Source organism: Aliiroseovarius crassostreae, assembly GCF_025137635.1.
In the GTDB taxonomy this organism is placed as follows: Bacteria; Pseudomonadota; Alphaproteobacteria; order Rhodobacterales; family Rhodobacteraceae; genus Aliiroseovarius; species Aliiroseovarius crassostreae.
This window is the reverse complement of record NZ_CP080772.1, coordinates 2,666,076-2,685,099: the sequence shown is the minus strand read 5'-3', so window position 1 is coordinate 2,685,099 and position 19,024 is coordinate 2,666,076. Positions and strand designations below refer to the sequence as shown.

The window sequence follows — 19,024 nt, the reverse complement described above, 5'->3', positions numbered from 1 at the left end:
GTTCCTAGTTCGAATAGCCGGTAAACGGGCGCACGGCTTCTCCATCGGACACCTGTCCGGCCCCGGCGGCAACGATGGTCTGGCCTGCCGCCAGCCCCGAGGTGACGATCACATTGCCGTTTTCAGCAGGGGTGGCCTGAATGGGGGTTTTGTGCACAATTCCGGACCCGGTTTCGGTTTCCGTATAGGTCATCACCGAAAGGGATTTGTCCGAATTGGTCACGATTGCGGTGACTGGCACGATGATTTCGCGATCATCGGTCTCTGCATGGGCAATCACTTTCGCCGAGGACCCCGGCAGGATCTGCAACCCGACAGGGGCCTTCATCCCAAGCGTCAGCCGGTAGGACTGTCCCACCCCTGATGCATCTGCGTTGAACTCTCGCAATACCAGAGGATACTCGGTGTCGTTGGCGGGAAAACGTGCCGTCAGGCGGACATTCTTGTCGCCGCTGGCTTTCTGAAACAGGATTTCCGGCACATCAATGTCAATGCGAATTTCGCTCATGTCGTGCAGGCGCACAACCGGGGTGCCTGCCGCCGTGGTGACGAAATTCCCGACATTGCGTTCAGCCACCAGCGCGTCAAACGGCGCAACAAGGGTGGTGTGTTCCAGATCGAACTCTGCCTTGCGAACGGCCACATCGGCCAGGTTGGCCTGGGTGGCGGCATCATCCAGCGCCACCTGGCTGACGGTCTGGCCGCGCAGCTTTTCCAGCCGGGTCAGGGTGCGGTCGGCCTGATCCTTCTGCAAAACCGCCTTTTCCAAAGCAAGCGCATATTGCTCCTGATCCAGCTGTGCAATCAGCGAGCCCTGTTTGATGACATCCCCTTCGATCACCGGGAAGTCGATGATTTGCCCCCCCACCTGAAAGGACAGATCAATGGTCTGGCGGGCCACTACCTTGCCAAAAAAGATGCGGTCAAGATCGGCGCTGCCTTCAACAACCGTCATCAGTTTGACCGGTTTGATCGGGTCTTGGGCAAAAGCCGGGGTGAAGGACAGGCCAAGGGCAAATGTGGCCGCTGCCAGAACGGGTTTCAAAAATGTCATGCTGGGGTTCTTTCCAGGGAAGAGGTGTCAAGCTCATCAATCAGCTGGGGGTTCTGCACCACGTGCTGAATGTTGGTGTGTATTTTGGTGCCGATCCGGGCAAGCGTTTCAAGTTCCGCATCATCAAGATGCAGAAGGTCCTGCAGCAGGCGGCGCGACAGGCGGGTGTATTCGTGACGCAGCTGCTGCCCGGCCTCGGTGAGGGCCAGCAGCCATGCGCGCCGGTCGTTCGGATCGCGCTGGCGGCTGACCAGGCCCATCCGCTCCATCTGGTCTGCGGCGGCGGTCATGGTCGAGGGGAGCGAGCTGGTTTCACGGGCCAGCTGGCCAAGGCGTTTGGGGGCTTTCAGCCGCACGATAATGCTGGATTGCAACTTTGTCAGTTCCGCCCCCGGATGGTGGTCGCACATCTGGTTTTCCAGAAAGGAGTGAAATGCCATGATGCCCATGAAGGCCCGAAACTCTGGTTCAAGCTGCGGGTCGGCCTGGTGCATGTGGATACGGTCGTCGTTGCGGGAACTCATCTGTGCCTCTGTGATCTGCAATCCTGCCAATATAGTTCATTTATTGAAATATCCAATAGAGAAAATAAAACCCCTGCCAAACCGGGGGCAGCGGGGGTGGCGCTAAAAGTGGCCGTAACGTCAACTTTCTGGCCTTCTGCGGGTGGAAAAAGGCCTGGGCCAGAAAAACAAAGCGGTTGCGCCGCCAATCATGGGGTGTGTGTTGCTGGTGGGGTGAATTGGTAAAGCCACCTTACCAGATCTGGAATTTATCAATTGAAATCTGGACCGACTTCCGTAGTAATGACCATGGCAATATGGCTGATTTCGGACAGATCTGCGGGATTGGCCGCAATTGACTATAAAATGAACTGAAGATCTCGGAGGAGGAATTTTCATATGGAACGCCGTAAGTTTCTGACAGGCGCCGCGCTGGGCGCAGGTGCAACCGCACTGGCGACGCCGGCACTGGCGCAAAGTGGTAAAACCCTGACCATCGTGTCGACCTGGCCGCGCGATTTCCCGGGCCTGGGTATTTCGGCGCAGCGCCTCGCCGCGCGTATTGCACAGCTGTCGGATGGCGCCCTGAATGTGGAATATTTCGCCTCGGGTGAGCGCGTGGGCGCATTTGATGTGTTTGACGAAGTGGCCTCTGGCAACGCGCAGGCCTATATCGGCGCCGAATATTACTTCACCGGCAAACACCCTGCCTTTGCCTATTTCACCTCTGTGCCGTTTGGCATGACCAACCCGGAATGGAACGCCTGGATCAAGTTCGGCGGCGGCCAGGAACTGTGGGATGAAGTGTCGGGTGAGTTCGGCCTGAAAGCCTTTACCGCAGGCGCGACCGGCACCCAGGCCGGCGGCTGGTTCAACAAGGAAATCGAAAGCGCAGATGACCTGAAGGGTCTGAAAATGCGTATTCCGGGCCTTGGCGGTCAGGTGATGTCGAAACTGGGCGCCTCAACCGTGTCGCTGCCGGGGTCGCAGATCTATGAAAACCTCGTCTCGGGTGCCATTGATGCGACCGAATGGGTGGGTCCGTTCAACGACTATTTCATGAAGTTCTACGAAGCCGCCAAATTCTATTATACCGCAGGTATGCATGAGCCGGGTGGCGGTCTGTCCTTCTCGATGAACAAGTCGTGGTTCGACGGCCTGTCCGACTGGGAAAAAGCCGTGATCGAAGCGGCCTGTATGGAAGAAAACGCAGCCGCTTACGAAGAAAACATTGCTAAGAACGGTGAGTATCTGGCCAAGCTGGTGGATGAGCAGGGCGTGCAGATCCGCAACTTCAACGACGATGTCTGGGACAGCTTTGGGGAAGCGGCCGCGGAAGTGTTCGAAGAAACCCGCGACCATTCGGACCTCGCTGCGCGCGTCGATGACTCGTTCCAGTCCAAGCTGCGCGAGATGGGCACCATGAACGCCAATTTCGAAATCGGCTATGTGAACCAGCGCAACCGCGTGCTGGGCCTCGTCTGATAGACGATCGGGTTGAAAACACGAGAGCGGGGCTTCGGTCCCGCTCTTTGCAATCGTGCGGCGGCCCAGTGCCTGCGCGCGTTTGAGGGGAGCATATCGTGACGGATTTCACTGACATTCCACGGACCGGAGAACCTGCCATTGCCGCGCGCCTGTTTGCATGGGGCATGCTGGGGTTCCTGTTTGCCTTTCTGGTCAACAACGCGCTCGAGGTCGGCTTCGGGCTGCCCGGGGCCAGACAGATCCTGACGGGAAATGGCGCCGCCGGGGCCTGGGTGAATGTGGCGGTTTATCTGGTGTCGATTGCGCTGGCGGCCGTTTACGTTCTGGGACGTCGCGCCACGTCCCTCAGGTGGGACGCCATGGCAATCCACCGGTTCAATGTCTATCTTATCCGCGCCTGTTTCTGGTCGGTTCTGTTTATCGGTGTGGCCGACAGTGCCATTGCCTTCATGCGGGTTGAAGGTCTGCTGGAGATTTTCTTTTCGCAAGACACCACCAAGCTCTTTGCCAAATCCCGCTGGGTGGCCCCCTATATCCACATCCCGCTGCTGATCGCGGGGTTTGTCATGGCGGCCTTCACCCGCACGCTGGGCTTCACATGGCTTGCGCTGATGATTGTTATGGCTGAGCTGATCATTGTGCTGTCGCGCTTTGTCTTTTCCTATGAGCAGGCGCTGATGGGGGACCTCGTGCGCTATTGGTATGCGGCGCTGTTCCTGTTCGCTTCGGCCTATACGCTGTTTGAAGAGGGGCATGTGCGGGTTGATGTGCTTTACGCCGGTTTCGGCCGCACCACCCGCGGCTTTGTCAACGCGTTCGGCTCGATCGTGCTGGGCATGTCGACGACATGGGTTATCCTCATGGTCGGGCTCAGCGGCAAAACCTCGATCATCAACAGCCCGGTGGTCAATTTCGAGATCTCGCAGGCCGGGGCCGTGGGGATGTTCATCAAATACCAGATGGCGGCCTTTCTGGGCATTTTTGCCATCACCATGCTGATCCAATTCGTCAGCTATTTCCTTGAGGCCGTTGCGGATAAACGCGATGAACCCGGCCACCGGGAAGTCGCTCCGGCGGCACATTAAGAGGATAACAGAATATGGAACTCTATTTCCTCGCCCTTCTTATCCTGATCATGGCTGCGGCTCTTGGCTCGGGTTATCCGGTGGCCTTTGCGTTGCCCGGTGCCGCGATCATCACCATCGGGCTGGCGGCAGGTGCCGGTTACATCTTTGCGGGCTCGACTGACGCCTATTTCCATTCAGGGGGCCCCAGTCAGTGGCTTTCTGCGGGGGTGACAAACCTCAGGGGGGTTTACTGGGAGGTTGAGCGGGACACGCTGATTGCCATTCCGCTGTTCATCTTCATGGGCATCATGCTGCAGCGGTCCAAGATCGCCGAAGACCTTCTGGTCACCATGGCGCAGCTGTTTGGCCCGGTGCCGGGGGGGCTGGGAATTTCGGTTGTTTTCGTGGGGGCGCTTTTGGCGGCCACCACGGGTATCGTCGGCGCCACCGTGGTGGCGATGGGGTTGATTTCCCTGCCTGCGATGCTGCGCAACAACTATTCTTCACCTCTGGCAACCGGGACCATCGCCGCCTCGGGCACGTTGGGGCAGATCATCCCGCCGTCGATTGTGCTGATCATTCTGGCAGACCAGCTGGCCTCGGCCACGGATCAGGCCTCAACCGCGCGCAAACTGCTGCACAAGGATGCCACCGGCGAGCTGTCGATGCCGTCCGTGTTCGACGTCGCCTCCACCTCAGCCGGTGAGATGTTCCTTGGGGCCTTTGTGCCGGGCATGTTGCTGGTCGGGCTTTACATGGCCTATATCCTGATCTTCGCAATTCTGCGTCCGAAACAGGCCCCGGCGGTGCCTTACGAGGGCAAATACGATCTGAGCTTTGTTAAAAACGTGGCCATCACCCTTGTGCCGCCACTGGCGCTGATCTTCCTGGTTCTGGGCTCGATCATTGCCGGGATTGCCACCGTCAACCAGGCCGGGGCGATCGGGGCAGCTGGCGCGATGATCATGGCAAGCTATCGTCTGCCCAAAGGGGGCAAGTCGCTATACTATCCTGCGTTTCTGGCAATTGCGGCGATGGTGCTTGTCGGCGTTGCCCTTACCAATTTCGATATGAATGTGAAGTCGATCGAGGACGGGACCGACCGTTTGGGAATCGCGCTGGGTGTTATGGCCACGGTGCTGTTGCTGATTGCGCTGATCTGGTCGGGTATCCGTATCTTCAAGATCGACAACACGTTGCAGGGGGTGATGCTGGAAACGGCGAAAACCACCTCGCTCGTCTTCATCATCCTGCTGGGCGCTGCGATGCTGACCGCTGCCTTCCGCGCCTTTGGTGGCGAAGAGCTGGTGAAGGAGTTCCTTCTGGGGCTGCCCGGCGGGTTCTGGACGCAGTTCATCATCGTGATGCTGGTGATCTTCATTCTGGGGTTCTTCCTCGATTTCATCGAGATTGCCGTGGTGGTGGTGCCGATCGTGGCGCCGATCCTGCTGGCGGATCCCTCGGCAAATATCACGGCCGTCTGGCTTGGTGTGATGATTGGCCTGAACATCCAGACCAGTTTCCTGACACCGCCCTTCGGGTTTGCGCTTTTCTATCTGCGCGGCGTGGCGCCTGCGGTGGTGAAAACGGTGCAGATGTACAAGGGTGTGATTGCCTTCATCCTGCTGCAGATCTCGGCCCTGGCCATCGTCGGACTGTATCCGCCGCTGGTGAATTACCTGCCGAACCGGGTGAGTTTTCTTTCCGAAAGCAGCCCACCGCCGCGTAACCCCAAGCTGCAACTGTGTCTCGAGGATTACGTGGGGCAACAGCTGGCGGAAAGCAGCGCCACGCGGGATGCCATCAAGCTGGCCCGTGGAATGGATCTGTCCGTCCTGCCCAAATCCCTCGCCAAGGATCTGACCGAAGGGTTTGATCAGGCCGATCTGGCAGTGGCGAAGCTGAACGAAGCGTTTGACGCTGCGGCGACGGTTCAAGCAGCCGCCCCCGCCTATCGCCCGATGCATGGAGAGGTGCGTGCTGTTGAGAAACAGATCCGTAATATCGAAGCACATGCGCGGGACCTTGAAACCACGATCAGCCGTATGCGGGATGAAAGTGAGGCACAGAAGCGGGCGAAGCTGCAATCGCAACTGGACCTGCTGGTTGCCGAGGCTGATGCGCTGCGCGCAACCATCCCTGCGGAATGGGCCGAAAAACAGGCTGAGTTCCTGAAGCTGACACAGGCCGAAAACAAGGCGCGGTCGCTTTATCGTCGCGCTGCGGATGCCTCTTACGAGGGGCCGGAGGAGGTGCTGGCGGTGCTTGACGCCAATGCGGCCTACACCAAGCTGCAGGTGGATCTGCTGGCCCTGCGCCAAAGCATCGAAACCCTGCCTGAGAAGGAAGGGGAAGGGGTTGTGAAAGACTTCGCAAAGCGGGTTGGTGACGTGGAAGGGGCAGGTGATGTGAAAAAGGCGCTTGGCAAAGTCCGCAATGCGCTGAAATCCAAGATCCCGGATCGCGAAAAAGCCCTGGCCGAATACGAAAAGGCGCTGAAAGCCTATGAAGCGCAGCTGACGTGGCGTCAGGATGCCGAGGCCAAATTGCGCCCCGGAATTGAAGCCTATCTCGAGGGGATTCGAGGCACTCTGGGCGTGCGTTTGCAACCCAGATTTACCCGTGATCAGGCGCTCTCGATGGCGTCTTGCACCGCCTATCACAGGGATATCTCACTGAATTTCTGATATCTCACGAGAAATTAATGAAAAGACCGGGCACGCTCCCGGTCTTTTTTATTGCGCAGTGGGTGTTTGTCGCGAACAATCACCCCTGTGTCGTATAAATGACATGGCTGGTCGGTTACGACCCTTGTCATCCGCTAACTTCTGAGCAAAGTTTTGATCAGACAGCAAGAAAAAATATGTAGGTCGAACTGACCTCGATCTAGGGAGAAATAAATGTCCAACGAACTCGAATATCTGTCCAAACGCGTGGCCCAACGAAAGATGTCGCGCCGCGACTTCATGGGGCGTGCTTCTGCGCTTGGCGTTTCTGCTGCCGCAGCCGGGTCGATGCTGTCCACCGCTGCGCTTGCCGAGGGGCCAAAGAAAGGCGGCACCATGAAGATCGGTATGTTGGGGGGCGAAAGCACCAACACGCTTGATCCGGCTGTCGCGGCCACCCAGGTTCCCGGCATGAACCTGCGCCTTTATGGTGATCAGATCGTGGATGTTTCACCTACGGGTGAGATCGAACTGCGCCTGGCCGAAAGCATTGAAAGCTCGGCTGACGCGCGCGAGTGGCGTTTCACGGCCCGTGAGGGTGTGGAATTCCACAATGGCAAGACCATGACCGCCGAAGATCTCAAACGCACCGTTGAGCGTCACGCCAATGAAGAGTCGAAATCCGGTGCACTGGGCGTGCTGCAAGGCATCGAAAGCCTGAGCGTCGACGGTAACGACTTTGTCGTAAAAATGGAAAACCCGACCGCTGACCTGCCCTATCTGATGGCGGATTGGCACCTGGTTGTGCAGCCGGACGGCGGGTTCGACAATCCGACCGCAGGCGTCGGCACCGGCCCGTATATGGTCGAGGTGGATGAACCGGGCGTGCGCCACGCCTTCAAGAAAAACCCTAACTACTGGGATGACACCCGCGGCCACGTGGATGAGGTTGAGGTGCTGGTCATCAATGACAACACTGCCCGTATGTCCGCCCTGCAATCGGGGCAGGTGCACATGGTCAACGGGGTGGACCCGAAAGTGGCCAGCCTGCTGAACCGAGCGCCGAATCTGGAAGTGCGCAATGTGGCTGGTCGTGCCCACTATGTGTTCATCATGCATTCGAATACCGCACCGTTTGACAACAAAGACCTGCGTATGGCGCTGAAATACGCGATCAACCGCGAGGAAATGGTTGAAAAGATCCTGCGCGGCTTTGGGTCTGTTGGAAATGACATGCCGGTTAACGCAGCTTACCCGCTGTTTGACGATACGATTGAACAACGCAAATATGACCCGGAAATGGCGGCCGAGCTTTACAAGAAGTCGGGCCATGACGGATCACCCATCATCCTGCGTGTGTCGGATGCCGCCTTCGCAGGCGCGGTCGATGCCGCCCAGCTGTTCCAGCAATCTGCCGCTGCTGCCGGTATCCCGCTGGAAATCAAGCGTGAACCGTCGGATGGCTACTGGTCGGAAGTTTGGAACAAACAGCCGTTCTGCGCGTCTTACTGGTCAGGTCGCCCGGTGCAGGATCAGATGTACACCACCGCTTACCACTCGCAGGCGGACTGGAACGACACCCGCTTCAACAACGCCGAGTTCGATGATCTGCTGATCAAGGCGCGGGGCGAGTTGGATCCGGTTAAGCGCAAGGCGATGTATTCGCGTATGGGTCAGCTGGTGCGTGACGAAAGCGGCCTGATTGCGCCGATGTTCAACGATTTCGTGGACGGCGTGTCGAAAGACGTGATCGGGTACGAAGATGATCCGAATGGCTTCCTGATGTATTCCTGGGCACCGATCAAGTGCTGGTTGAATGCATAAGGAAAACTCATGCATCCTATCTTAAAACTGGTGGCTCAGCGCTTGGCGCTGAGCACCCTGCTTCTTCTTGCGGCGTCGGTGCTGATTTTTGTCGGCACCACGATCCTGCCAGGCGACGTGGCCCAGAGCATTCTGGGGCAGGCCGCCACGCCGGAAAGCCTTGCCAATCTGCGCAAGGAACTCGGCATGGATGTTCCCGCAACTCAACGATATTTCAACTGGCTGTTCGGCGTGATGCAGGGGGACCTTGGGACCGCGCTGACAAACGGGCGTGACATTGCCGACAGTCTGGGCGGACGCTTGAAGAACACACTGTTCCTTGCGTTTTGGGCCGCTGTCGTGGCCGTGCCGCTGGCCATTTTCCTTGGCCTTCTGGCGGTGCGCTATCGTGAACGCTGGCCGGACAAGCTGATCTCGGCGGTAACGCTCGCCTCGATTTCGGTGCCCGAGTTTCTGATCGGTTACGTGCTGATGTTCTATGTCGGCGTAAAGCTGGGCTGGGCCCCGACCGTCTCAACGATCTATGACAGCATGTCGCTGGGCGAAAAGCTTTCGGCCATTGCGCTGCCTGTGACCGTTCTGACCATGGTGGTTTTGGCGCATATGATGCGTATGACCCGTGCCGCAATCCTGAACGTGATGCAGTCTGCCTATATCGAAACGGCGGAACTGAAGGGTTTGACCAGCTTTCAGGTGATTGCACGTCATGCGTTTCCGAATGCGATTGCGCCGGTTGTGAACGTGGTGATGCTGAACCTGGCCTATCTGGTTGTTGGTGTTGTCGTGGTCGAGGTGGTTTTTGTCTATCCGGGCATGGGCCAATACCTCGTGGACCATGTGGCCAAACGTGACGTGCCGGTTGTGCAGGCCTGTGGCCTGATCTTCGCTGCGGTCTATATCGGGCTCAACATGGTGGCTGACATCGTGTCCATTCTGGCAAATCCAAGGCTGAGGCATCCGAAATGATGAGAATACCTCCTGCGGCCTTGATTGGCCTGTTTTTCACCGGGCTCTATTTCTTTATGGCGATCTTCGCCCATTGGATTGCGCCCTATTCCATGACCGAGATTGTGGGGGACGTCTGGGAACCTGCCTCGGCTGAACATTTGCTTGGCACTGACAATATCGGTCGCGATCTGCTGACCCGGATGATCTATGGCGGGCAGACAACGATTTTCATCGCAACCGCCGCCACCATCCTCAGCTTTGTCACCGGGTCGATCCTGGGTTTTAGCGCGGCTGTGATCGGGGGCTGGATTGACCAGGTTCTGTCGCGTTTCGTTGACCTGATCATGTCGATCCCGACGCTGATCTTTGCCCTTGTGGTGCTGTCCGTGATGCCGGTGACCCTGCCGATCCTGATTGTCGTGATGGGTCTGCTGGACTCCACCCGTGTCTATCGCCTGGCACGTGCTGTTGCGGTGGATATCAATGTGATGGATTTCGTCGAAGCGGCCAAGCTGCGCGGCGAGGGAAATCGCTGGATCATCTTCCGTGAAATCCTGCCCAACGCCCTGTCTCCGCTCGTGGCCGAAATGGGGCTGCGCTTCATCTTCGCCGTTCTGTTTGTCTCGACCCTGTCGTTCCTTGGTCTTGGCGTGCAACCGCCAAATGCGGACTGGGGCGGCATCGTGAAAGAAAACAAAGACGGGATTGTCTATGGCATCCCGGCAGCCCTTGTGCCTGCCGTCGCCATCGCCACGCTTGCGATTTCCGTGAACCTTGTGGCCGACTGGGTGCTCAACCGCACCACCAGCCTGAAAGGGGGCCGCGGATGAGCGAGACACTTCTGAAAGTCAAAGACCTGAAGATCGGGGCTCGGATTTATCCGCCGGGTGAAAAGCCCCAGGATATCGAGATCGTGCATGGCGTGTCATTTGAGCTGGAGAAGGGCAAGGTGCTTGGCCTGATCGGCGAAAGTGGCGCTGGCAAATCCACCATTGGCCTCGCCTCGATGGCTTATGGCCGTGGTGGGGTTGAGATCACCGGCGGCGAGGTCTGGGTCAATGGGCGGGAAATCCTGCACACCAATCTTCGCGATCTGCGCAAGCTGCGTGGGCTTGAAGTGACCTATGTGTCGCAATCCGCGGCGGCGAGCTTCAATCCGGCCAAGAAGATCATGGAGCAGGTGGTTGAAGCGTCCCTTCACGCGGGCAAGTTCTCGAAAAAGGACGCCGAAGCCCGCGCGGTGGAGCTCTTTACCAAGCTTGGTCTGCCGGATCCCGAAAACATCGGGGACCGCTATCCGCACCAGGTGTCGGGTGGTCAGCTGCAACGCTGCATGACCGCGCTGGCCCTGTGCCCGGAACCGGATCTGGTGGTGTTCGACGAACCCACCACGGCGCTGGATGTGACCACGCAGATCGACGTGCTGATGGCGATCAAGGACGCGATCCGGGACACCGGCGTTGCCGCGCTCTACATCACCCACGATCTGGCCGTTGTGGCGCAGGTGTCGGATGAAATCATGGTGCTCAAGATGGGTGACATGGTGGAACATGGCACCACCGATCAGATCATCAACAACCCGCAGGAAGAGTATACCCGTGACCTCGTTTCGGTGCGCTCGACCCAGCATGAGGGCAAACCGCCCACGGATAATCCTGTGTTGCGGGTTGAGAATGTGACCGCGCGCTACAAGGGCACGAACTTTGACGTTCTGCACAATGTGGTGATGGATCTGCATCCCGGCCAGACCCTTGCGGTTGTGGGCGAAAGTGGCTCGGGCAAATCCACCACCGCCCGCGTGATCACCGGCCTTCTGCCGCCGCGTGATGGCAAGATCATCTTTGATGGTCGTGAACTGTCATCGGATCTGGAAGGGCGCTCGCGCGAGGACCTGCGCGAGTTGCAGATGATCTACCAGATGGCGGATGTGGCGATGAACCCGCGCCAGACTGTCGGCACCATTATTGGCCGCCCGCTGGAGTTCTATTTCGGCATGAAGGGCAAGGAAAAGCGCAAGCGGATCATTGAGCTTCTGGACGAGATCGAACTGGGCGAAGCCTTTATGGATCGTTACCCGGCGGAACTGTCAGGCGGGCAGAAGCAGCGTGTCTGTATTGCCCGCGCGCTGGCCGCCAAACCCAAGGTAATCATCTGTGACGAGGTGACCTCGGCGCTGGATCCGCTGGTTGCGGACGGCATCCTCAAGCTTCTGGAAAACCTTCAGAAAATCGAGGATGTGGCCTATCTGTTCATCACCCATGACCTGGCGACCGTCAAGGCGATCGCCGACAGTATTGCGGTGATGTATCAGGGCAAGGTGGTGCGCTATGGCACCAAGGCCGAGGTGCTCAGCCCGCCGTTTGACGACTACACCGACCTGCTGCTCAGCTCGGTGCCGGAAATGCGTCTGGGCTGGCTGGAAGAGGTGATTTCCCATCGCAAGATGGAAAGCGCCGGGAACTGATCTGTGGGTCAGTTGACCGGGTGAAAATTGACCGGGGGCGTCCGACCGCTGCCCCCGGTTTTTCTTTTGAAATGGTCAAAAACCGACCGGCTTTTGGCGTGTCTGTTACATAAATCAGCGACACCACCGCCCAATCTGACCGGAACGAAATGCGCAATGGGAAAGGCGCTGACATGGATAGAAAACTTCTGTTGCTCATCATTGACGGGGTGCCGCTTCGCAATTGGCTCAAGCTGTTTGGCAATATGGAAGGCTGGGCGCAGTCCGGCGAGGCCAAACGGTTCACCATGCGGGCGGTGCTGCCCTCGACCTCGGCCAGTTGCTATGCGTCGATCCATACCGGTGTGACCCCGCAGGAACATGGCTGCACCGGCAACAACAATGTGTTTCGCCTGTCCCACGATGATATCTTTTCTCAGGTGCGCAAGGCGGGGGGCGTGACCGGGGCGGTCACCCATTCTTTCTGGTCTGAATTCTTCAACCGTGCGCCCTTCGACGTGGTGCGCGACATTGAATATGACGAGCCGGAAAGTGACACGATCAACCATGGCCGTTTCCACACCATGACCGGCTATAACCTGATCAACCAGACCACGCCCGCCGACACCGACCTGTTTGCCACGCTGACCATGCTGTGTGAGCGCAAGGGCATCGACTACGGTATCCTGCACACCTGCACCCTCGACAGTATGGGGCATCGCTTTGGCCATGAATGTCATGAGATGGATCATGGCTGTTTTGCCCTCGATGAGCAGATGGCGCCGTTCATCCGGCGTTGGCGTGATCTGGGCTATGACATCATTGTCACCGCCGATCACGGCCAGTCGGATCGCGGGCATCATGGCGGTCATGAGGATGTTCAGCAGGACGTGGCGCTTTATTATTTCGGGGATGCCGAGGTGGTGGATGACAGCGAAATCCTGTGCCAGACCCAACTTGCCCCCACCGTGTTGTCATTGTTGGGGGCCCCGATTGCCGAGACGATGAAAGGCAAGGTGTTCCTGAAATGAGTTGGGTGTTTGCCCCGTCGCCGCGCCCTGCGCTGCCTGTTGTCGGGACCGAGGAGCAATTCCCCGTGCGGCGCATCTTTTGCGTGGGTCGCAACTACGCCGCCCATGCGCGCGAGATGGGCCATGACCCCAAGCGTGAACCGCCGTTTTTCTTTTCGAAACCTGCGGATGCTCTGGTGGGCGACGGGGTGGACATCCCCTATCCGCCCGCCACGAAGAACCTGCATTTCGAGGCCGAGCTGGTGGTGGCGATTGGACAGGGCGGGGCAAATATCCCGTCCGGCACCGCGCTGGAACATGTGTTCGGCTACGCCATCGGCAACGACCTGACCCGCCGCGATTTGCAGGCGGTGGCGAAGGAAATGGGGCGCCCATGGGACATGGCGAAAGGGTTTGACCTTTCTGCGCCGATCGGCCCGGTCCATCCGATAAAGGGCGGACAGCATCCCATATCGGGGCGCATCGCCCTGAGCGTGAACGGTGAAACCCGGCAGGAGGCAGACCTCTCGGACATGATCTGGTCGGTGCCCGACGTGATCTCCTTTCTGTCAGAGATGGTGAGATTGCAACCGGGGGATCTGATCATGACCGGCACGCCGGCAGGGGTCGGGCAGCTTGTGCCGGGGGATGTCTGCCGGGTCGAGATTGCCGGGCTGGGGCAGTTGACAAACCGGATCGCGCCGCCTGGTTGATGGTGTTTAACCGCCGGTCACAACTTGCTGAGGTTCTTCAGCAGGCTGTCTTTGGATCCGAGGATGTGCTGGCGGGTCAGCTCTGCGGCGGTGTCCGCGTCGCCCCGTTCGCAGGCGGCCAGAATGCGGATATGTTCATCATTGGCGCGGATCATGCCATCGCTCAGAACCAGTTGCGCGCGCAGATATCGGTCAATCCGGTCCAGCGCGCTCTCGATGGCTTCCAGATGAAAGCTCAGGCCGGATGCATTATAGAGTGTTGCGTGGAACTGTCGGTTCAGGTTGCCCCATTCCATCGGATCTTCCGACTTGGCAAACGCCTCAAGATAGGCGCGGGCCTTGGTCAGAATGGCCGGGGTCATGTTGGGCACGGCTGCGCGGATCACATGGGGTTCAAGCAGGGACCGATAATCGAAGATCTCATCCGCTTCCTCCGCTGAGAGGCCAGAGACCACCGCCCCCTTATAGCGCTGCGACTTGACCAGCCCGTGTTCTTCCAGCCGTGAGATCGCTTCGCGCACGGGTATGCGGGACGTCTTGAACATGCGGGCAATCTCATCCTGGCGCAGCGGCGCCCCTTCCTCCAGATCCCCTTCGATGATCGCCTTCTTCAACGCGTTGAAGATGATCGAGGCGGCAGAGGCCGTTTTGGAGATATCAACTGGATCGACTGACTTGAGCTGCATGTTCCCTCACGTTTTCAGAGAGGCTAGCAGGTTGCCTCGCTCAGATGAAGAGAGTTGGAGGGTGAAAATTGCATGTTGGATCCAATTTTCTCGCAGGTTGTTCGAAATCCCGCATCAGCGAAAAACGGTAGGGAATGGCCTGAAATCGGCAGAGCTTCGCCAAGACCTATCCGAAAGGTTAGGAATGCCTCAAACAGGCCCTATTCTTATGACAAAACAGTTCCAAAGATGCGAATCGGAGGAAAGACGTATGCGCCCCCTGAAAGGTATTGTCGGAGTAATGGTTCTGTCCGCAGTTGGACTGATGGCACCCGAACTGGTGTCAGACACATTGGATGGATCCACCGCACAAATCGGCGCGGCCCATGCCAAGAACGGTAATGGCGGTGGCAATGGTGGCGGCGGTGGTGGTGACCGCGGCGACCGTGGTGACCGCGGTGGCAAGGATCGTGATGGCAAAGATCGCGGTGGTAAAGGTGGCGGTCGCAAGGACTGGAGTGCAAAAGGTTCCAAATCCGGTGGCGCAAAGTCTTCTGGCGCGCCCGCACCCAAGGCGGCGACAAAAGCCCCCCGTAAAACGGCTCCGAAATCTTCTGTCCGACCCGCCGTTAAGCCCAAGAACATTCATGCGCAGCTGGGGGGGCTCAATTCGCTCAACCGCAACATCAATGGGCTTATGAACAGCTCTGATCCCAAGATGGCAGGGTTCCGCGACTATCTTGAGGCCAAGGCCGCCTATATGGAGCAGCAAGCCGAGATCGAAGAGATGGAAGCTGAGCTGGAGCGGATGAAGGACATCGAGGAGCCGGTGGCGCCTGATGCCGGTGCCTATGAAGATGAAGCGGCTTACAATGATGCGATGGCAGCCTATGAAGAGGCCCGGCAAGGCTGGGAAGACGCGCAGGCGGCAATTGAAACTACAGAGGCAGAACTGGAAGCCGCCAAGGCTGCTCAGGAAGAGCAGGCAGCCGAGCTTGATGCCTCCCTTGATCAGGCCATCGTGGATGGTCTGAATGCAACCGGCAATAAAACCGTGACGGATGCCGATGTGACCGACGAGATGCGGGACTGGGTCGATGGCCAGATGGAACGGCTTGAAGGGGAATATCAGGAGTTGCAGGAGAAAGCCGCCGAAGAAGTTGCCGATGGCGATGCGGAAGACGGTGAGGGTGACGCGGAGGAGGGCGACGGTACCTCGGAAGACGAAACTGCCTGATCCGATACTCAGGACATATCAAAGCCCCGGTCGAACTGGCCGGGGCTTTTTGTTTGGCTCAGGTTAGCCGCCAATGGGCAAACGGATCAGGCACATTCCAGAAAGAAGTTTCGCAGCCCCGCCACATTGCCCAGATGCACTTTCCGATCCTGGCTGGCCACCCCAAAGGGTTTAAGCTGGCGAAATGCGCGCGACAGGCTTTCCGGTTTCATGCCGAGCTTGCTGGCCAGAACCTTTTTGCCAAAGGGCAGGGTCAGCTCTTCTCCGTCATCATTCGCGCTGATCAGGTCCAGCAGGAAACCGGACAGGCGTTGCGCCCCGGTCTGGCCTTTCAGCTGCTCGATATGGTGGATCATGTCATGGGCGTGATCATGCGCGGCCTGCAGCACAGCAAGATGCAGTTCCGCGAAGGCATTCTTGCAGGTGCAGATTGCGCTGAGGTCGAGATGCAGCACCGAGCAGTCGGTGATCGCTTCCGAGGATTGAAAGGCGGCGCTTGAGGACAGGGCGGGCACCTCGTCAAAACTTTCACCATGTTTCAGCATCGCCAGGGTTGCCTCTTCTCCGCTTTGGGTGAGGCGGTAAAGCTTGACCCAGCCAGAGATCACAATTTTCAACGTGGGGTTCAGATCGCCTTGCAGGGCGATAAGCTCTCCGCGCTTATGGCTGCGGATGGTGGATTTCTTGATCAGGCAGGCGCGTACATGGGGGGACAACTGGGAAAAGAACGGAAGTGACGCCAGGGTGTTGGTGGGCTTTTCGCGCATGGGGTGTTCCTTGATGACAGAGGAACATCTTAACGAGTGAAATGTAACAATGGATTGACGCAGATCAAAATTTTCAAATTGGTTTCTCAGCTGAAAGAAGATTGCAAAATCAATCTTTTAAAGCCTGAGCATGGATGGCCACGACACCCATCAGGGTTTCCATCTGTTGGAAGGCGCGCAGGTCATCGCGGGCCAGAACTGCATCCATGACCGCGATATGGCCCTGTGCCAGACGCTCCATGCTGTCGCGGGAGAAATAGCGAAACCAGAAGCGGCGCGAATGGGTTTGCAGGGGGGCCAGGATATTGGTCAGATAGGGGTTTTCGGCCGCGCCCATCAAGGCCTCATCAAACCCTTTATCCGCTTTGAGGTAAAGTGAGGCGTCCTGATCAGGCAGGCTGTCCAGCATCATTTGCCGATACTGTTGAATGTCATCCAGCAGATTGGGGGTGGCGAAACGTGCGGCCGACCGGGCCAGCCGTGGTTCCAGCACCTGCCGCAATTCCGTGACCTTGGCGCAATCTTCGGCGCGAATATCGGCAATTTTGATCCCGGCTCGCGGGCGCACTTCGATCAGCCCCTCCCAGGACAGCCGTTGCATCGCCTCGCGCACCGGGGTGCGGCCCAGCCCGATCATGTCAATCAGACTGCGTTCGGAAATCAGCGATCCGGGTTCCAGCACCAACGTCACGATCCGTTCCTCGATCGCGAGATAGGCCTGGGTGGCAAGATTGGGCGGGTTGGACATGGGGTTGATTCCGGCTGCTGGCCGCGTGTTGGCGTGTCACTAATATATCAGTAACGCCGCAATTTTGAAGACCTTTCCGTAAAGTCAGGTGAATCACTTTTTGGTGGGCGCTTTACCAAAAGATCAAAATACCCCATGATGGCGGTAACAATATTGCGTAAACGCATGTTAATACGGCAAATATTTTGCTGATATATCAGTGTTGATTTGCGTTAATCTTCCTCATAAGCTGCCCCCATTCCGCGCCGTTTGGCGCGTAGACCTGATTGGGAGGAACTCATGAAAAAACAATTCACGCTGGCCGGCTTTGCCGCAGCCGCAATCATGACTGCGTCAACAGCCCTGGCTGGTGGTACGCTGGTCTATTGCTCGGAAGGCTCACCGGAAGGCTTTGACGCAGCACTTTACACCTCGGGCACCACGTTTGATGCGTCGTCAAAGGCGATCTATAACCGTCTGACCGAATTTGAAACCGGCACCACCAATGTGATCCCCGGACTGGCCGAAAGCTGGGACGTTTCCGAGGATGGTCTGGAATATACGTTCCACCTGCGTTCGGGTGTGAAATTCCACTCCACCCCCTACTTCACCCCGACCCGTGACATGAATGCCGACGACGTGATCTTCACGTTTGAGCGCCAAGGTGACGAAGCGAACCCGTATAACAAAGTGTCGGGTGGCACCTGGGAATATTTCAACGGCATGTCGATGCCGTCTCTGATCAAAGAGATCGTTAAAGTCGACGACATGACGGTGAAATTCGTGCTGACGCGCCCCGAAGCGCCGATGGTCTCGAACCTGGCCATGGATTTCGCGTCGATCGTTTCGAAAGAATATGCAGATGCGATGCTGGCCGCTGGCACGCCTGAGAACCTGAACCAGCAGCCGGTGGGCACTGGTCCGTTCCAGTTTGTGGGCTATCAGAAAGATGCCGTTGTGCGCTATGCCGCCAACCCGGACTTCTTCCGCGGCAAAGCGGATGTGGACAACCTGATCTTTGCGATCACCCCGGATGCGGCTGTTCGTTATCAAAAGCTGAAAGCGGGCGAATGCCACGTCATGCCCTACCCGAACCCGGCTGACATTGACGCCATGCGTGCAGATGCTGACGTCAACCTGACCGAGCAGGAAGGCCTGAACGTTGGCTATCTGGCGTACAACGCGATGGTTGCGCCGTTTGACAAGCCGGAAGTGCGCAAGGCGCTGAACATGGCGATCAACAAGCAGGCCATCATCGACGTGGTGTTCCAGGGCGCCGGTAAAATCGCCAAGAACCCGATCCCTCCGACGATCTGGTCCTATAATGACGCGATCGTTGACGATCCCTATGATCCGGTGAAATCGAAAGAGATGCTGGCAGCCGCCGGTGTGACCGATCTGTCAATGAAGATCTGGGCGATGCCGGTTCAGCGTCCCTACAACCCGAATGCCCGTCGCATGGCTGAGCTGATCCAGGAAGATTTCGGCAAGGTTGGTGTGCAGGCCGAGGTTGTGTCTTACGAATGGGGTGAATACCTGTCGCGTTCGAAGGACAAGGACCGTGACGGTGCCGTTCTGCTGGGCTGGACCGGTGACAACGGCGACCCCGACAACTTCCTGGCCGTTCTTCTGGGCTGTGACGGTGTAGGTGGCTCGAACCGCGCGCAATGGTGTAACGATGAGTTCCAGTCGCTGATCGAACAGGCCAAGCAGGAAAGCGATCCGGCCAAGCGGACCGCGCTTTATGAAGAAGCGCAGGTTGTGTTCAAGCGTGAAGCGCCCTGGGCAACCATCGCGCACTCGATCGTGCACATGCCGCTGCGCAATGAGGTCAAAGGCTATAAGATCGACCCGCTGGGTGGTCACATCTTCTACGGTGTAAGCCTCGAAAACTAATAAGTTTTTCAACGAA

16 protein-coding genes are annotated in these 19,024 nt (G+C 57.9%); 11 read left to right on the top strand and 5 right to left on the bottom strand.

Features of this window, described 5'->3' with window-relative positions; translation table 11 throughout:
* Positions 1–4: 4 nt before the first annotated feature.
* Together K3J57_RS12875 and K3J57_RS12870 are read right to left on the bottom strand one after the other, a co-directional pair.
* The gene (locus tag K3J57_RS12875) at positions 5–1,054 is read right to left on the bottom strand and encodes an efflux RND transporter periplasmic adaptor subunit (RefSeq protein ID WP_259792239.1); all 1,050 of its coding nucleotides are present in this window, start codon (positions 1,052–1,054) and stop codon (positions 5–7) included.
* Complete coding sequence (locus K3J57_RS12870) at positions 1,051–1,578, bottom strand: MarR family winged helix-turn-helix transcriptional regulator (protein WP_259785064.1); 528 nt, start codon at positions 1,576–1,578, stop codon at positions 1,051–1,053. The genes K3J57_RS12875 and K3J57_RS12870 overlap by 4 nt, the downstream gene beginning before the upstream one ends.
* Positions 1,579–1,956: 378 nt before the next feature.
* Between K3J57_RS12870 and K3J57_RS12865 the strand changes: the two genes are divergently transcribed.
* The 9 genes from K3J57_RS12865 to K3J57_RS12825 all read left to right on the top strand — a co-directional run bounded on the left by K3J57_RS12865 (position 1,957) and on the right by K3J57_RS12825 (position 13,716).
* Positions 1,957–3,042, top strand: coding sequence for a TRAP transporter substrate-binding protein (locus K3J57_RS12865; RefSeq protein WP_173486804.1), 1,086 nt, complete (start codon positions 1,957–1,959; stop codon positions 3,040–3,042).
* Between the two features lie 98 nt (positions 3,043–3,140).
* Positions 3,141–4,130: a TRAP transporter small permease subunit gene (locus K3J57_RS12860; protein ID WP_259796201.1), complete on the top strand. Its 990-nt coding sequence runs from the start codon at positions 3,141–3,143 to the stop codon at positions 4,128–4,130.
* A gap of 14 nt (positions 4,131–4,144) precedes the next feature.
* A complete protein-coding gene (locus K3J57_RS12855) occupies positions 4,145–6,799 on the top strand; it encodes a TRAP transporter large permease (protein WP_259796200.1) in 2,655 nt (884 codons plus the stop codon).
* A 213-nt stretch (positions 6,800–7,012) separates the two neighbouring features.
* Entirely contained in the window at positions 7,013–8,602 is a 1,590-nt protein-coding gene (locus tag K3J57_RS12850; RefSeq protein WP_173486802.1) for an ABC transporter substrate-binding protein, read from the top strand.
* A gap of 9 nt (positions 8,603–8,611) precedes the next feature.
* Positions 8,612–9,568, top strand: coding sequence for an ABC transporter permease (locus tag K3J57_RS12845; protein ID WP_055192810.1), 957 nt, complete (start codon positions 8,612–8,614; stop codon positions 9,566–9,568).
* On the top strand, positions 9,565–10,380 hold the full coding sequence (locus K3J57_RS12840) for an ABC transporter permease (protein WP_055192809.1): 816 nt from the start codon (positions 9,565–9,567) through the stop codon (positions 10,378–10,380). The genes K3J57_RS12845 and K3J57_RS12840 overlap by 4 nt, the downstream gene beginning before the upstream one ends.
* Positions 10,377–12,014: an ABC transporter ATP-binding protein gene (locus K3J57_RS12835; RefSeq protein ID WP_259785047.1), complete on the top strand. Its 1,638-nt coding sequence runs from the start codon at positions 10,377–10,379 to the stop codon at positions 12,012–12,014. Before K3J57_RS12840 ends, K3J57_RS12835 begins: the two co-directional genes overlap by 4 nt.
* 173 nt (positions 12,015–12,187) lie before the next feature.
* The gene (locus K3J57_RS12830) at positions 12,188–13,024 is read left to right on the top strand and encodes an alkaline phosphatase family protein (protein ID WP_259785046.1); all 837 of its coding nucleotides are present in this window, start codon (positions 12,188–12,190) and stop codon (positions 13,022–13,024) included.
* Positions 13,021–13,716, top strand: coding sequence for a fumarylacetoacetate hydrolase family protein (locus K3J57_RS12825; RefSeq protein WP_259792230.1), 696 nt, complete (start codon positions 13,021–13,023; stop codon positions 13,714–13,716). Before K3J57_RS12830 ends, K3J57_RS12825 begins: the two co-directional genes overlap by 4 nt.
* A 17-nt stretch (positions 13,717–13,733) precedes the next feature.
* Here the strand turns inward: K3J57_RS12825 and K3J57_RS12820 are convergent, their stop codons facing one another.
* Complete coding sequence (locus K3J57_RS12820; protein WP_259792228.1) at positions 13,734–14,402, bottom strand: GntR family transcriptional regulator; 669 nt, start codon at positions 14,400–14,402, stop codon at positions 13,734–13,736.
* A gap of 250 nt (positions 14,403–14,652) precedes the next feature.
* Between K3J57_RS12820 and K3J57_RS12815 the strand changes: the two genes are divergently transcribed.
* On the top strand, positions 14,653–15,618 hold the full coding sequence (locus tag K3J57_RS12815; RefSeq protein ID WP_259792226.1) for a hypothetical protein: 966 nt from the start codon (positions 14,653–14,655) through the stop codon (positions 15,616–15,618).
* An 86-nt stretch (positions 15,619–15,704) separates the two neighbouring features.
* Here the strand turns inward: K3J57_RS12815 and K3J57_RS12810 are convergent, their stop codons facing one another.
* Together K3J57_RS12810 and K3J57_RS12805 are read right to left on the bottom strand one after the other, a co-directional pair.
* Positions 15,705–16,385 (bottom strand): Crp/Fnr family transcriptional regulator, encoded by a 681-nt coding sequence (locus tag K3J57_RS12810; protein WP_259796197.1) that lies wholly within the window; start codon positions 16,383–16,385, stop codon positions 15,705–15,707.
* Between the two features lie 109 nt (positions 16,386–16,494).
* A complete protein-coding gene (locus K3J57_RS12805) occupies positions 16,495–17,133 on the bottom strand; it encodes a GntR family transcriptional regulator (protein WP_173495887.1) in 639 nt (212 codons plus the stop codon).
* Between the two features lie 279 nt (positions 17,134–17,412).
* Between K3J57_RS12805 and K3J57_RS12800 the strand changes: the two genes are divergently transcribed.
* On the top strand, positions 17,413–19,008 hold the full coding sequence (locus K3J57_RS12800; protein WP_259796195.1) for an ABC transporter substrate-binding protein: 1,596 nt from the start codon (positions 17,413–17,415) through the stop codon (positions 19,006–19,008).
* The last annotated feature ends 16 nt before the right edge of the window (positions 19,009–19,024 follow it).